Source organism: Sphaerisporangium rhizosphaerae (genome assembly GCF_042665155.1).
GTDB classification, from domain to species: Bacteria; Actinomycetota; Actinomycetes; order Streptosporangiales; family Streptosporangiaceae; genus Sphaerisporangium; species Sphaerisporangium rhizosphaerae.
The window spans coordinates 23,034-37,277 of the sequence record NZ_JBHTCG010000012.1; the positions used below are offsets into that span (position 1 = coordinate 23,034).

The 14,244-nt window shown below is 72.1% G+C and carries 11 protein-coding genes; 4 read left to right on the top strand and 7 right to left on the bottom strand.

Annotation, left to right across the window (positions count from 1 at the left end):
* The first annotated feature begins 170 nt into the window (after positions 1–170).
* Entirely contained in the window at positions 171–1,934 is a 1,764-nt protein-coding gene (gene arc / locus ACFQSB_RS19315) for a proteasome ATPase (RefSeq protein WP_354852762.1), read from the top strand.
* A 179-nt stretch (positions 1,935–2,113) separates the two neighbouring features.
* Positions 2,114–3,631: a depupylase/deamidase Dop gene (dop, locus tag ACFQSB_RS19320; RefSeq protein WP_354852763.1), complete on the top strand. Its 1,518-nt coding sequence runs from the start codon at positions 2,114–2,116 to the stop codon at positions 3,629–3,631.
* A 107-nt stretch (positions 3,632–3,738) separates the two neighbouring features.
* On the opposite strand, the gene ACFQSB_RS19325 is transcribed toward dop, so the two are convergent.
* Complete coding sequence (locus ACFQSB_RS19325; RefSeq protein ID WP_354852765.1) at positions 3,739–4,620, bottom strand: serine/threonine-protein kinase; 882 nt, start codon at positions 4,618–4,620, stop codon at positions 3,739–3,741.
* A gap of 380 nt (positions 4,621–5,000) precedes the next feature.
* On the opposite strand from ACFQSB_RS19325, the gene ACFQSB_RS19330 reads away from it, so the two are divergent.
* A complete protein-coding gene (locus ACFQSB_RS19330; protein WP_279787070.1) occupies positions 5,001–5,210 on the top strand; it encodes a ubiquitin-like protein Pup in 210 nt (69 codons plus the stop codon).
* Between the two features lie 446 nt (positions 5,211–5,656).
* Here ACFQSB_RS19330 and ACFQSB_RS19335 read toward each other — a convergent pair whose 3' ends face one another.
* Positions 5,657–6,421 carry an SDR family NAD(P)-dependent oxidoreductase gene (locus tag ACFQSB_RS19335; protein ID WP_380828122.1) on the bottom strand — a complete coding sequence of 255 codons (765 nt, stop codon included), beginning with the start codon at positions 6,419–6,421 and terminating at the stop codon, positions 5,657–5,659.
* Positions 6,422–6,517: 96 nt separating this feature from the next.
* On the opposite strand from ACFQSB_RS19335, the gene ACFQSB_RS19340 reads away from it, so the two are divergent.
* Positions 6,518–6,976 carry a MarR family winged helix-turn-helix transcriptional regulator gene (locus ACFQSB_RS19340; protein WP_380828123.1) on the top strand — a complete coding sequence of 153 codons (459 nt, stop codon included), beginning with the start codon at positions 6,518–6,520 and terminating at the stop codon, positions 6,974–6,976.
* 72 nt (positions 6,977–7,048) lie between these two features.
* Here the strand turns inward: ACFQSB_RS19340 and ACFQSB_RS19345 are convergent, their stop codons facing one another.
* Genes ACFQSB_RS19345 through ACFQSB_RS19365 form a run of 5 tightly spaced genes read right to left on the bottom strand, consistent with a single transcriptional unit; the run spans position 7,049 to position 14,210 of the window.
* A complete protein-coding gene (locus tag ACFQSB_RS19345) occupies positions 7,049–10,135 on the bottom strand; it encodes a glycoside hydrolase family 38 N-terminal domain-containing protein (RefSeq protein ID WP_380828125.1) in 3,087 nt (1,028 codons plus the stop codon).
* Positions 10,136–10,184: 49 nt separating this feature from the next.
* Positions 10,185–11,420: a CehA/McbA family metallohydrolase gene (locus ACFQSB_RS19350; protein WP_380828126.1), complete on the bottom strand. Its 1,236-nt coding sequence runs from the start codon at positions 11,418–11,420 to the stop codon at positions 10,185–10,187.
* Positions 11,417–12,499, bottom strand: coding sequence for an ABC transporter ATP-binding protein (locus ACFQSB_RS19355; protein WP_380828128.1), 1,083 nt, complete (start codon positions 12,497–12,499; stop codon positions 11,417–11,419). The genes ACFQSB_RS19350 and ACFQSB_RS19355 overlap by 4 nt, the downstream gene beginning before the upstream one ends.
* Positions 12,496–13,377 carry a carbohydrate ABC transporter permease gene (locus tag ACFQSB_RS19360; RefSeq protein WP_380828129.1) on the bottom strand — a complete coding sequence of 294 codons (882 nt, stop codon included), beginning with the start codon at positions 13,375–13,377 and terminating at the stop codon, positions 12,496–12,498. Before ACFQSB_RS19360 ends, ACFQSB_RS19355 begins: the two co-directional genes overlap by 4 nt.
* The gene (locus ACFQSB_RS19365; protein ID WP_380828130.1) at positions 13,374–14,210 is read right to left on the bottom strand and encodes a carbohydrate ABC transporter permease; all 837 of its coding nucleotides are present in this window, start codon (positions 14,208–14,210) and stop codon (positions 13,374–13,376) included. Before ACFQSB_RS19365 ends, ACFQSB_RS19360 begins: the two co-directional genes overlap by 4 nt.
* Between the last annotated feature and the right edge of the window lie 34 nt (positions 14,211–14,244).

Below are 14,244 nucleotides of genomic sequence, written 5' to 3' on the forward strand. Positions count from 1 at the left end.
ACCATGGGAACAGAAACCCGTGTGACGCTGCTTACTAGCAATAGCCGCCTATAAGGCATTTAACACTGAACACTGGATGTAATGACACGAACACTCCCTGGCCAGGTTACGGATGCCCCCGAGATAGGTAGGGTCTTGAGTAGTCGCCCTCGACTGGGAAGGAGGTGACTGTGGCAGCTCGCGATGACGCTGAGGCTCGAGCCGCCCAGCGCGAACGGGAGGTCGCTGACCTCACAACTCAGGTCTCCTTCCTCCAGGAGGAGATCACCGCGTTGCGCCGGAAGCTCGCCGAGTCTCCACGGCAAGCCAGGGTCCTCGAGGAACGTCTCCATGAGTTGCAGGCCAATCTGGCCGCGGTCACCGGGCAGAACGAACGGCTGGTGGCCACGCTCAAGGAGGCCCGGGACCAGATCGTGGCCCTCAAGGAGGAGGTCGACCGGCTGGCTCAGCCGCCGTCCGGCTTCGGCGTCTTCCTGGAGGCACGTGACGACGGCACCGTCGAGGTCTTCACCGGGGGGCGCAAGCTCCGGGTGAACGTCAGCCCCGCGGTCGACGTCGACACGCTCAAGCGCGGCCAGGAGGTCATGCTCAACGAGGCGCTCAACGTGGTCGAGGCGCTCGGCTACGAGAGCGTCGGCGAGATCGTGATGCTCAAGGAGCTCCTCGAGGACGGCCAGCGCGCGCTGGTCATCTCCCACGCCGACGAGGAGCGCGTGGTCCGCCTCGCCGAGTCGCTGTTCGACCAGCCCATCCGGGCCGGCGACTCGCTGCTGCTGGAACCCCGGTCCGGCTACGTCTACGAGCGCATCCCCAAGTCCGAGGTCGAGGAGCTCGTGCTCGAAGAGGTCCCCGACATCTCCTACGAGGAGATCGGCGGCCTGTCCCGGCAGATCGAGCAGATCAGGGACGCCATCGAACTGCCCTACCTGCACGCCGACCTGTTCCGCGAGCACAAGCTGCGTCCCCCCAAGGGCGTGCTGCTCTACGGTCCCCCCGGGTGCGGCAAGACGCTCATCGCCAAGGCCGTGGCCAACTCCCTGGCCAAGCAGGTCGCGGAGAAGACCGGCCAGTCCGGCAAGAGCTTCTTCCTCAACATCAAGGGCCCCGAGCTGCTGAACAAGTACGTCGGCGAGACCGAGCGGCACATCCGCCTGGTCTTCCAGCGGGCCCGTGAGAAGGCCTCCGAGGGCACCCCGGTGATCGTGTTCTTCGACGAGATGGACTCGATCTTCCGCACCCGCGGCTCGGGCGTCTCCTCCGACGTCGAGAACACCATCGTCCCCCAGCTGCTGTCGGAGATCGACGGCGTCGAGGGCCTGGAGAACGTCATCGTCATCGGCGCCTCCAACCGCGAGGACATGATCGACCCGGCGATCCTGCGGCCCGGCCGCCTGGACGTCAAGATCAAGATCGAGCGGCCGGACGCCGAGGCGGCCAAGGACATCTTCTCGAAGTACATCACCACCGAGCTGCCGCTCCACGAGGAGGATCTCGGCGAGCACACCGGCTCCCGTGAGGCGACCGTCGGCGGGATGATCCAGCGGGTCGTCGAGCGGATGTACACCGAGTCCGAGGAGAACCGCTTCCTCGAGGTGACCTACGCCAACGGCGACAAGGAGGTCCTGTACTTCAAGGACTTCAACTCCGGGGCCATGATCCAGAACATCGTGGACCGCGGCAAGAAGATGGCCATCAAGGCGTTCCTGGAGACCGGGCAGAAGGGCCTTCGCATCGCGCACCTGCTCGCGGCCTGCGTCGACGAGTTCAGCGAGAACGAAGACCTGCCCAACACCACGAACCCCGACGACTGGGCCCGCATCTCCGGCAAGAAGGGCGAGCGGATCGTCTACATCCGCACCCTGGTCTCCGGGAAGCAGGGCACGGAAGCCGGGCGGTCCATCGACACGGTCGCCAACACCGGCCAGTACCTCTGATTGACACCGGCATGCGACGGCGTGGTTCCTCCGGAGCCGCGCCGTCGCTGTTTCCGCCCCGGCGGAGCGGGCAGCCACCAGAGGGTCTGGATGCGCGGGCGACGGTCTAGGCTCGTGGTTACAGGCGGCGTGACGGTGATGGTCCGGGTGCGACAGAGCACAGATGAAGGGCTGAGAGCGTGACGGTACGGCGGGTGATGGGCATCGAGACCGAGTACGGCATTTCCGTACCCGGGCAGCCGGGCGCGAACGCGATGGTGACCTCCTCACAGGTGGTCAACGCCTACCTGGCGGCCTCGGCCGCCCGGGCGCGCAGGGCCCGATGGGACTTCGAGGAGGAGAATCCACTTCGCGACGCCCGCGGCTTCGACCTGGCCCGCGAGATCGCCGACCCCACCCAGCTCACCGACGAGGATCTCGGGCTGGCCAACGTCATCCTGACCAACGGGGCCAGGCTCTACGTCGACCACGCCCACCCCGAGTACTCCACTCCCGAGTGCACCAACCCCCGTGCGGCGGTGATCTGGGACAAGGCCGGCGAGCGGGTCATGCACGACGCCGCCGTCCGCGCCTCGGCCATGCCGGGGAACGCTCCTATCCAGCTGTACAAGAACAACACCGACAACAAGGGCGCCTCCTACGGCTGCCATGAGAACTACCTCATGCGGCGCGCCACGCCCTTCGCCGACATCGTGCGCCACCTCACGCCGTTCTTCGTCTCCCGCCAGGTCGTCTGCGGCGCCGGCCGCGTCGGCATCGGGCAGGACTCGCGCGGCGAGGGCTTCCAGATCAGCCAGCGGGCCGACTTCTTCGAGGTCGAGGTGGGCCTGGAGACCACGCTCAAGCGGCCCATCATCAACACCCGCGACGAGCCGCACGCCGACCCCGAGAAGTACCGCCGCCTGCACGTGATCATCGGCGACGCCAACATGTCCGAGATCTCGACCTACCTCAAGCTGGGGTCCACGGCCCTGGTGCTGGCGATGATCGAGGACGGGTTCCTCACCGGCGACCTGTCGGTCGAGAGCCCCGTGGCGGCGCTGCGGGCCGTCTCGCACGACCCGACCTGCAAGTACGAGATCACCCTGCGCGACGGGCGCAAGATGACCGCCGTCCAGCTCCAGATGGAGTACCTGGAGCAGGCGCGCAAGTACGTCGAGGACCGCTTCGGCGCGGCCGTCGACGACATGACCAAGGACGTGCTCAACCGCTGGGAGTCGGTGCTCACCCGCCTGGCCGAGGACCCGATGCAGCTGTCCAGGGAGCTCGACTGGGTGGCCAAGCTCGAGATTCTCGAGGGCTACCGCTCGCGCGACGGTCTGCCCTGGTCGCACCCTCGCCTGCAGCTGGTCGACCTGCAGTACACCGACATCCGCCCCGAGCGGGGCCTGTACAACCGCCTGGTGGCCCGCGACCGCATGCAGCGGCTGGTCACCGAGGACGACGTCCAGCGGGCCATCGAGCTGCCGCCCAACGACACCCGCGCCTACTTCCGCGGCCGGTGCCTGCGCCAGTACAGCGAGTCGGTGGCGGCGGCCTCGTGGGATTCGGTGATCTTCGACATCCCGGGCCGCGAGTCGCTCCAGCGCGTGCCCACCTTGGAGCCCCTGCGTGGCACCAAGGCCCACGTAGGCGAGCTGCTCGACCGCTGCCGCACCGCCGCCGACCTGGTCAGCGCCCTCACCGGCGAACGCTGACCCCGCCCGGGCCGCCGGCCGGCCACCACGCCGGCCGCGGGCCCGCGACCCGTCCACCCAGCCCGGCCCGCGCCAGCCCTGCCCGCGCCGGGCGGGCCAGACCCGATCTACATTGTAAAGGCGCCGGGCGGGAAGATGCCGCTGCCGGTCAGCCGCATGGGCGGCACCGCGATGCCCTCCTTGCGCAGGATCTCCGACAGCAACAGGGCGGCCTGGTCGCTGGTGAGCCGCTCCGCCGGGTCGGGCCGCAGCAGCCCCTCCAGCAGCGTCCGGAGCGCGCCGGCCCGCCGGGGCATCCGCGCCTGCTCGGGCGGCGTGGTCGAAAGGACGTCCCCGCCGCCGGTCGCCGGCGGCCTGCCCTCGACCGAGAAGTACAGGGTGGCCCCGAAGGACCACAGGTCGGCCGCCTGCGTCGCCGGGTGGCCGTGCAGCCGCTCCGGGGCGATGTACCCAGGGGAGCCGACGATCGGCATGGTGTTGGTGTGGGAGGTCTCGTCCTGGAGCACCGCGATGCCGAAGTCGCTGAGCACGACCCGCTCGCCGGTGAGCAGCACGTTCCCGGGCTTGATGTCGCGGTGCAGGACGCCGGCCGCGTGGGCGTGCCGCAGGCCGCTGAGCAGGTGGAAGCCGATCCAGGCCGTCCAGTGCACCGGCAGGCGGCCAAGGTGCCAGGCGGTGGCCTGCAGGGTCAGCGCCTCCACCAGTTCCATGACGATCCAGAGCCGGCCGTCCTCCTCCAGCAGGTCGTGGACGGTGACGATGGCCGGATGGCTGAGCCGCGCCGCCGATCGCGCCTCGCGCAGCGCGTGGCGCCTGGCCGTGTGCACGTCGAACCGGTCCCCGTGCTGCGACGGGCGCAGTTCCTTGATCGCCACGTCGCGGGCGAGCCGTCTGTCGTGCGCGCGCCAGACGATGCCCATGCCACCTTGGCCCAGCGGCGAGATCAGCCGGTAGCGATCTCCGAGCAGCTGTGCGTGGTCCGCTTTCATTTCACCCGTTCATATCCGGCATCGTGACCCAGCCCCCACGGCCGCTCCTCGGGAGCGGGATGCCTATGGGCGGATCTTCACAGAATGCCATATGAGAAGGGGTGGCGATCAGATTTGCACCAGTCCGGCATGGGTGTGGCGGTCGTTCGCCCACCGCGGTGCGAACCCGGCAACGGGCCCCTCGAAGCTCCGATGCGGGCGCTATCGGGCGGATAAATGGTGGCAAGTCACCAGATTTGCGGCGGCCTGTTCCGGGGAGGTTGTCTGACGGGACGGTCCTCTTCCAGGCGTCTGGCGTAGATCACAGGACGATCCGCGCGAAATGTCGTCTGGTTCGGGGAAGATATGAATCAGATGCGTCCCCCAAGCGGAGGTACCACATGGCGACGAAGGACACCGGCGGCCAGAAGCAGACCGGCCGGCAGGAGACCGAGGTCGAGGAGACCGAGGCACAGGCGGCTCCGGACGTCCAGGAGCGTCAGGAAAAGCTCACTGACGACGTCGACGCGATCCTCGACGAGATCGACGAGGTCCTCGAGGAGAACGCCGAGGAGTTCGTCCGCAGCTACGTGCAGAAGGGCGGCCAGTAGGACCGGCCGATCTGATCTGATCCGGCCCCACCCGCCCGGCGACGAGCGCGGCGACCTCGCCCACCCTGGGTCGTGAAAACGACCCCCGCCCTCGGGCCGAGGCACGTCGAGCACGTCACCGCCGGCGGAAGGACGACCCCGCCTCACCCAGAGGCGAGGCGGTCGACTCCGCGCCACCCAGACAGGTGTACGCAGCCCCCGGAGGGCGCTCAGGCATCATGAGCCCCGCAGCGCCCCCCGGGGGGCGCCTCGGCCGATCACGGGGGGCCGCCGCGGCGCCGTACCTCCCGCCCAGGCCGCCCTCGGTCGAACGCCCTTGACTCCACCGCCCTCCCGCCCGCGGCGAGGCACGGCCCAGCCCGGCCGTACGTCGCGCACCGGAGGTGCCCGCACCACTGTCGAACGGCCTTCTCTCCACCGCCCCGACCGCAGGACGGCCCGCCCCGCTACCAGGCGGTCGCACCGCCGTCGACGGGGATGTTGGCGCCCGTGATGTACGACGCCCGGTCGGAGGCGAGGAAGGCCGCCACCTCGACGACCTCCTCGGGGCGGGCGAAGCGCCTCAGAAGCGTCTTGCCGGTTATCGCGTCCCTCGCGGCCTGGTCGTCGCCGAGGTCGCGCTCGCTGGCCGGGCTCAGGACGGGCCCGGGGCTGATCGCCACCGCACGGATCCCATGGGGCGCGCCTTCGAGCGCGAACTGCCGCGTCATGCCGATGACACCGGCGTTCGCCGCACCGTGCGCGACCATCGGGGGGACCCGGCCGGCGATCATGCCGGCCATGGACGCGACGTTGATGATGACGCCGCCGCCGCGCCGGACCAGATGGGGCCATGCGAACTTCGACACCAGGAAGGGCATGTCCAGTTCGCCGGCCATCGTCACCTTCCAGTCATCGACCGAGAAATCGGGCATCGGACCGAAGCGCAAATAGGCGGCGTTGTTGTAGACCACGTCGAGCCCGCCGTACGCGGCCGCGGCTTCCTCGACGACCTGCCGTGCCTGCCGCGGATCGCTGAGATCGCTCGGCGCGATGCCCGTCATCTCGCCGCCGGCGCCGCGCACCAGTTCCACCGTCTCCTCGTTCGGCTCGGCCTGGATGTCGCAGCCGACGACCTTGGCGCCCTCTCGCGCGAAGATGAGCGCCGCGACGCGGCCCATGCCTCCCGCGGTGCCGGTGATGAGCACTGTCTTCTCGTCAAGCGTTCCCATGGAGCGCTCCTCCCGCCGGGTGGTTCATGACTTTACTTGCTTCGTCAAGCAAGTAATAGCAGGTAGTTCCTTCGCGAAGCAAGTAAAGTCCGATGCATGACCACAGCCCAGCCGCCGCGGCCGCTCACTCCCGACGAGGAGACGCTGCTCCGGGCGCTGACCCGCGTGATGTACGCGCTGCCGCGCGCGATCGACGCCGACATGATGCGCGAGCAACGGATGCCGCTCGTCGAGTTCGTCACCCTGATGCGGCTGTCGGAGGCGCCGCGGCGGCGGATGCGGATGGGGGACCTCGCGGCCGCCTGCGAGCTCTCGCTGAGCGGGATGACGCGCATCGTCGCCCGCCTCGCGGACCAGGGCCTGGTGGAACGGGTCAGGTGCGACGACGACGCCCGCGGGTGGAACGCCGTCCTCACCGACGCCGGCCTCACCCGCCTGGAGCAGGCGTGGCCGGCCAACCTGGCCAGCGTGCGCCGGCACTTCTTCGACCACCTCGAAGGCATCGACCTCGCCCTGCTCGCCAGTGCCATCCAGCGGGTCGCGAGCGACGACTGAGCCCGGCGCCTCTCAGGCCAGGTGGACCGCGGCGGTCGTGGATCGCGGGCGACGGCCGCCCCTGGGTGTCCCTCAGGTCAGGTGGACCGTCGCGATCTCGAAGGGGCGCAGCGGGAGCCGCAGGAGGCCCTGAACGGGCCGCTGGGGGCCGATCGGGCGGCCGAGGGTGTCCACCAGGCACGCGGCGGTGAACGCGCCTCTGATCACCGCCTCGGTGGGCGCGGGATGCTCGGCGACCAGGCGTACCTCCAGTGCGCCGTCCCGCTCGCGCAGCGCGCCCATCATCACGCCATCGCCGCCCACCTCCAGCCGCGACTCCGCCCCCGCACCGCTCGTGTCCGCCCAGGGCTCCGTCCGGGAACCGCGCGCCTCCTCCCACGGCTCCGGCGCGTCGCCGCTCGCCTCGGGCCGGGGGCGCGGTGCCGGGCCGCTCACCTCCGGCCTGGGCGTCCGCGCCGCCGGCGCGGTCTGGGCGGAGCCCGGGACCGCCAGCAGGTCCAGGTGGTACTCCTCGGCGAGGTGGGGCAGGGCGGCCCGGTCCCAGCCGCCCTCGTACAGGTGCACTGCGAACCGGGTCGTGATCGGCCCGGGGCACTGGGCGCCGGGCGTCGCGATCTGCGGCCCGGCGGGCTCGTCCCGGTAGGCGTTGTGGTTGCGCGAGAGGTACCCGACCGCCCGCAGCAACGTCACCGCCAGCTCACCGGCCGCCTCACCGGCCACGTCGGCCGGGCTGCCGTGCGCACTGGACGCGGCGGCACGAGGTCCGTCCGGGATCCTGGGGTCGCCGGGGACGTCCGGGGCGGGGGAGTCGCCGGACGCGGTGGCGCCGGGGGCGTCCGGAGCCTGTCCGGCCTCCGGGGGCAGCAGCTCGTACTCGGTGACGTGGCCGGGGAACACGGCCAGGCCGCCGGCGGCGACGAAGCCCGAGGCGGGGAAGGTGGGCAGCGGCTCCTCCCCGCAGCCGCCCTCGGCGCTCAGCCCGCGCCGGACGACCGCGTATTGGCCGCCGGCGAACGACTCGGCGGCCGGACGGGGCAGGGGAGCGTGCCAGCGGACGCGGTGGTCGCGGCAGGCGTTGTCGAAGGTGACGGCCAGCCGGGCGTACGGCTCGCCCGCGCGCAACTCGACCCGGGTGGTCACGGTGACCTCGGTCTCCTCCGGCGAGCGGGCGCCGCCGGTGAGCCGAACGGGCCAGCGGTAGCCGCGCGCCACCTCCATCACCGACACCAGCGGGCCCGAGCACACCGGCGTGACCGTGACCCACGCGGGCGTGCCGGCCAGGCGGTCGCCCGCGGGCGGGGCGTAGTTGTAGGTGTCGCCGGCGTCCCCGCCGTCGACGACGCGGCCGACGCCCCGCACGGTCAGGCCGGACGGCGTGGTGAGGGCGAGCGTGCCGTCGTCCTGCGTGGCCACCCGCAGCAGACCGTTGTCCAGCACCCCGTGCCCGCCCGGCGCCCCGGGGGAGGAAGGGACGGGGGCGGAGGCGGGCGCGGAGGTCAGCACGGTGCGTCCCAGGGCGGGGACCCGGACCTGGGCGGCGACGGTCACCACGGGCTCGGCGACCGTGCGGACCAGCCACGGGCCCGGGCGGGCGGCGACCGCCGCCTCGATGTCGGCCCTGAGGTCGGCGTGGCGGTAGGCGGTGGAGGCGTGGCGGCCGACGACGACCGTGAACACCCCGTCGCCCGCGGCCCAGGAGACGATCTCGTGGCCGAACAGCTCCCGCTCGTGGATCCGGCCGAGGAGCGCGCCCAGGTCGTCCATGGCCGACTCGTCGAGCAGCGTCGGGGACTGCGCCAGCCGCTGCACCGGCACCGCCGAGCCGTCCTCGGCGGCCAGCCCGGAGCGCTCCGCCGGCAGGTCCGCCGTCACCAGGGCGGTGCGGGCGAAGGGGGAGGGGTTGACGACCACGACCTGGTCGCGCCGGGCGCCCGCGGCGAGCGAGGCGGAGACCAGGTCGACCACGGCCTGCCCGATCTGCTCGGCCTCGGCGACGCGCGCGCCGACCTGCTGGGCGGTCTCGTCCGCGCCGCACCCGGTGATGGAGTCGTGGCCGCTGCAGGCGACCAGCCCGCGCCAGGCCAGCTCGATCAGCCGCCGCGCCGCCGTCCGCTCGCCCTCGCCGCGCCGTCCGCCGTGGCCGTCCCGTCCGATCTCGCTCCGCCGTCCGCCGTGGCCGTGCCGTCCGCTCTCGCTCCGCTGTTCGTCTTCGCCGTGCCCTTCGTCCCGCGGTTCGCTCTCGCCGGGGCGGTGGCCGAGCCACAGGGCGGACAGGGGTTCGGCGTAGCGGGTGACGACGCGTTCGGCGCGGCCCATGGCCTGCTTGAGGTGGACGCGGGCGGAGATCACGCCGGGCAGGATGTTGGCCCGGGCGTGGGAGCGCAGCTCGCCGCGGACGACCGGCGCCGGCCCGCCGGCACCGTCCAGGGCGCCAGGTGAGGACAGGTACTCGCCGAGGGTGGCCAGGCGCAGCCCGGCCGCGGTGATCCCGGCGGCGGGCGCCGAGTGGTCGGCTCCGTACATGGCCAGCAGCGGCCCCTCGGCGCGCCAGGGGCGCATGACGCCGGCGAAGGCCGCCAGCCGGTCGCCCATCCCTTCCTCCGGGCCGGTGAACAGCGCCACCGCGTTGCCGTAACCGCCCGGCATGTACTGGGTGGGGATCACCGTGCCGTCGATGCCCTCCCAGGCGAACACGTCGCGCTCGACCGAGGCGGGCACCCCGCGCCACAGGCAGGCGACCGGCAGTCCGGCCAGGGCGAGGATCTGCGGCATCTGCGCGCAGTGCCCGAACTGGTCGGGCAGGTACCCGACCTCCATGGCCCCGCCGAGTTCCCCGGCGCCGCGCAGCCCGTACTCCAGGTTGCGGATCAGGGTCTCTCCCGAGCACAGGAACTCGTCGGCCAGGATCGTCCACGGCCCGGCGGCGAAGCGGCCCTCCCGGACGAACCCGGCGAGCTCGTCCCTGCGCTCGGGGCGGATCTCCAGGTAGTCCTCGACCGCGGCGAGCTGCCCGTCCATGGTGAACCGGTAGGCCGGGTCGGCGGCCATGGTGTCGAGCACCTCGTCCAGCATCCGCACCAGGCCCATGCGGAAGCGCTGGAACGGCAGGTACCACTCCCGGTCCCAGTGGGTGTGCGGGACGACGACGATCTCGTTCACCAGGTGCCTCCGGCCGGGGGACGTCGGGCTCTCACAGGCGGGCGGGCGGTCAGGTGCACAGGGCCATGACCTCGTTGCGCGTGGTCTCCAGGCGGTGCGGCCCGGGACGGGCGGGCAGCGTGACCCGGTCGCCGCGGACGACCGAGCGGTGGTCGGGACCCCACAGGACCAGCCCGTCGGCGTCCAGGACCAGAAACTCCCCGCCGTGCCGCAGCAGCAGCGGCCCCTCGGGCCCGGCCGAGACGGCCGTTCGGCCGGCGCGGACGCCCTCCACGATGGCCGCGCCTCCCGCGCCGTCGCCGACCGGCTCGGCCAGCACCCAGGTGGCCGGCGCGCCGGGCGGGTGGTTCTCCTCCGGACGGTGGAAGTCGCCGCCCCCGACGTAGACCAGGTCGTCGTGCCACGCCTGCGCCCAGGACAGCGGAGCGCCCCACGTGCGGTCCCACCACCCCGAGTGCCAGACCTCGGCCGTGCGGGGCCGCTCGGTGAACGGGTGGCGCCACGCGCAGTCGGCGCCCAGCGGGTGGTTGACCGACAGCAGCCCGCCCCGGTCGTGCACGTCCCGCGCCCAGGCGTCGGCGGGACGCCGGAAGTCGATCCACCCGATGTCGCCGAAGGCGTTGGCGTGACCGAGGTCGGTGGTGACCTCCTGGCCGGGTACCAGCGTGATCCCCGCGCGCGCCGCCGCGGCGGGCAGCTCGGCGTGGTGGCTGACGGTGTTGTGGTCGGTGACCGCCAGGAAGTCCAGCCCCTGTGACCGGGCGAGCGCGGCCAGCTCGTCGATGGTGAGGACGCCGTCGGAGTGCACGGTGTGGGCGTGCAGCTCGCCGGCGTGCCAGCGCAGCCCGTCCAGCACGGGCAGTCCCCGGCGCGCCGAGGCGGGCGCCACCAGGGCCGGAGGGGGAGCGGCCGGCGGGCCGGGCGGCGCGGGCGGGACGGCGTGCGGGGTCACGGTGACCTGGTAGGCCACGCCGTCCAGCGGGACGCGGTACAGCCCGATCAGCACCTGCCAGGCGCCCGGCTCCGGCTCGCCGGGCAGGTAGCCGGGCGTGGCCCACGAGGGGGCGATCGTGTACCGGGAGCGGGCGCCGCCCGACCAGCCGCGGAAGCGCGCGGGCCCCTCGCAGCCGAGGTCCAGGACGCCGGCCGAGCGGTCGTAGGACAGTTCCACGGTGAACGCGCGGGCCGCCGCGGGCAGCTCGAACGGCACCCCCCACACCTGCTTGACCAGGCGGTCCTCCAGCGTCCAGCGGCCGTCCAGCCGGATCGGCGCGAGCCCGGTCACGCGGCCACCAGCCCGCCGTCGCGGTACACCAGGGCGCGCGGATGGCGCGGGACCGCCCACGCGGCGGCGCCCGGGGCGGGTTCGGCGTCCTCGGGGACCACCGCCTGCACCAGGTGCTCGCCGGTGCCGGTGCGGGTGCGGGTGCGGGTGCCCACCTCGAGCGTCACGAGGAAGGACGTGCCCAGATTCTCCACGACCGAGACCCGGCCGGCGAAGGCGTCCTCGCGGGCCGAGCGGGACAGGTCCATGTACTCCGGCCGCAGCCCGTAGACGATCTCCTCGCCTTCGGCGAGCCCTTCAGGCAGGGGCAGGACGGCCCCGGCCACCCGCAGCGCGCCGTCCTCGACCACGCCCGGCAGCAGGTTCATCGGCGTGGAGCCGATGAAGGAGGCCACGAACGTGCTGGAGGGCCGCTGGAACACCTCCGATGGTGTGCCGACCTGCATGATGCGCCCGGCGGACATGACGGCGATGCGGTCGGCCATGGCCAGCGCCTCACTCTGGTCGTGGGTGACGAACACCGTGGTGACCGCCAGCTCGCGCTGGAGGCGTTTGAGGAACGTCCGGGCCTCCAGGCGCATGCGTGCGTCCAGGTTGGACAGCGGCTCGTCGAACAGGAACACCGTGGGATGGCAGGCGATGGCGCGGGCCAGCGCCACCCGCTGCTGCTGGCCGCCCGACAGCTGGCCCGGCCGGCGGGCGAGCAGCTCCGACAGGCTCAGCCGCGCCGCCGTCGCCGCCGCCTTGTCCTCCCGCTCGGCGCGGGGAACCTTCTTGATCCGCAGCGGGTAGGCGATGTTGGCGGTGACGTCCATGTGCGGGAACAGGGCGTAGTCCTGGAACACCATGGCCACGTCCCGCCGGCCGGGCGGCAGGGCCGTCACGTCCGCCGAGCCGATCGTGACGCTGCCCGAGGTGGGGGTCTCCAGGCCGGCGATCGTGCGCAGCAGCGTCGTCTTGCCGCACCCGGAGGGGCCGAGCAGCGCGAAGAACTCCCCGTCGGCGATCTCCAGGTCCAGGGCGTCGACCGCCCGGACCCCGCCGGGGAACTCCTTGGTCAGGCCGTGCAGCGAGATCACCGTTTGATCCCTCCGTGGAAGCGGAAGCCGTACTTGCGGCTGACGAACACGTACATGAGGACGACAGGGAGGGAGTAGAGCAGCGAGAACGTCGAGATGAGGTCGAGGCGGGGCGAGCCGCCCTCGGTGTACAGGGTGTAGAGGATCACCGCGCCCGGGGACTTCTCCGGGTCGCGCAACAGGATGAACGGCGTCAGGAAACTGCCCCACACCGAGGCCACCGCCCACACCGCGATCGTCGCCAGCCCCGGCCTGACGACCGGCACCACGATGTGCCACAGGATCTGCAGCGGGCTCGCCCCGAACACCCGGGCCGACTCCTCGTAGGAGGTCGGCGTGGCGTCCATGAAGTCCTTCAGGATGAAGATCGCGGCCGGGAGCAGGCCGCCCGACAGCGTCAGCACGACGCCGAGGTGGGTGTCGACCAGGTTGAGCCGGGTGGCCAGCTCGAAGATCGGCACCATGGCCGCGGTGCCGGTGACCACCGACGACAGCAGGAGCAGCACGTAGAGCAAGGCGTCCCTGCCGGGGATGCGCACCCGCGACAGCGCGTACGCCGCGAGCGCCGCCAGCACCACCACCAGCACCGCGCTGCCCGCCGCCTGGAGCACCGAGTTGCCGAGCGAGGACAGCACGTACGGGTTGTCGAGCAGCGCCCGGAAGTTGCCGAGCGTGAACTCCGGCACCGAGGCGGTGATCGTCGGATGGGCGTCGAACGGGGCGGTGGCCAGCCACAGCAGCGGCAGCGCGAAGAACCCGGCGACGGCCGCCAGGAACGTCGCCCGCCCGATCGACGCCACCGCGTGGCGCGCCCGGGCGCCGCCCGCCCCCGCCGGGCGGGCGGCGACCGCGTTCTCGGGGCCCTCTCGCACGGTCACGCCGCCACCCCCCTCCGGCCGCGCAGCAGCCGCAGGTACACCAGCGCCAGCACCAGGTTGATGATCAGCACCAGGAACGACACCGCCGCGCCGAACCCGAGCCGCCCGCCGCTGATGGCCACGTTGTAGATGTAGACCGGCAGGATCTCCGACCGGCCCTCGGGGCCGCCCGCCGTGATCTGGAAGCTCGTGAAGTCGTTGAACGTCCACAGGCTGATCAGCAGCAGGTTGGTCAGCATGTGGCCCCTGATGCGGGGGAACACCACGTCGCGCAACTGCTGCGCCGTCGAGGCCCCGGCCAGCCGGGCCGTCTCCAGGTGCGAGGGCGGCACGTTCTCCAGCGCCGCCCCGTACAGCATCATCGAGAACGCCGTGCCCCGCCAGACGTTGAACACGATGATCGACGGCATCGGGTGGTCCAGCAGCCAGGCGAACCCGGGCGTGTGCAGCACCGCGTTCAGCGTGCCCTGGTCCCGGTCGAGCAGGGCGATCCACAGGAACGCCACCACCGAGGAGGGCAGGATCCACGCCAGCAGCACCAGCCCCTCGACCACCCGCTTGACCGGGCCGGTGCGGTTGCGCAGCGCCCAGGCGATCGAGAACCCCAGGCCCGCCTGGCCGATGATCGCCGAGCCGGTAACGAACTGCACCGTCAGCCACAGCGAGGTGCCGAACCGCTCGTCCCCGAGCGCCTCGGCGTAGTTGTCCACGCCCACCAGCCGGGGGTCGGCGGCCGCGAGCCCGGTCAGCCGGAAGTCGGTGAGCCCGAGATAGATGGTCCAGAGTGCCGGGAAGATCAGGAACACCCCGATGAGCACCACGGCCGGCAACACGAACCCGACCGCCCTCCCCCTCCCCAACCCCGCC

Bases quoted from the DNA above. Each gene is read 5' to 3' on its own strand.
- ACFQSB_RS19325 (WP_354852765.1), bottom strand. From the start codon at position 4,620: ATGAAAGCGGACCACGCACAGCTGCTCGGAGATCGCTACCGGCTGATC.
- ACFQSB_RS19330 (WP_279787070.1), top strand. From the start codon at position 5,001: ATGGCGACGAAGGACACCGGCGGCCAGAAGCAGACCGGCCGGCAGGAG.
- ACFQSB_RS19335 (WP_380828122.1), bottom strand. From the start codon at position 6,421: ATGGGAACGCTTGACGAGAAGACAGTGCTCATCACCGGCACCGCGGGA.
- ACFQSB_RS19340 (WP_380828123.1), top strand. From the start codon at position 6,518: ATGACCACAGCCCAGCCGCCGCGGCCGCTCACTCCCGACGAGGAGACG.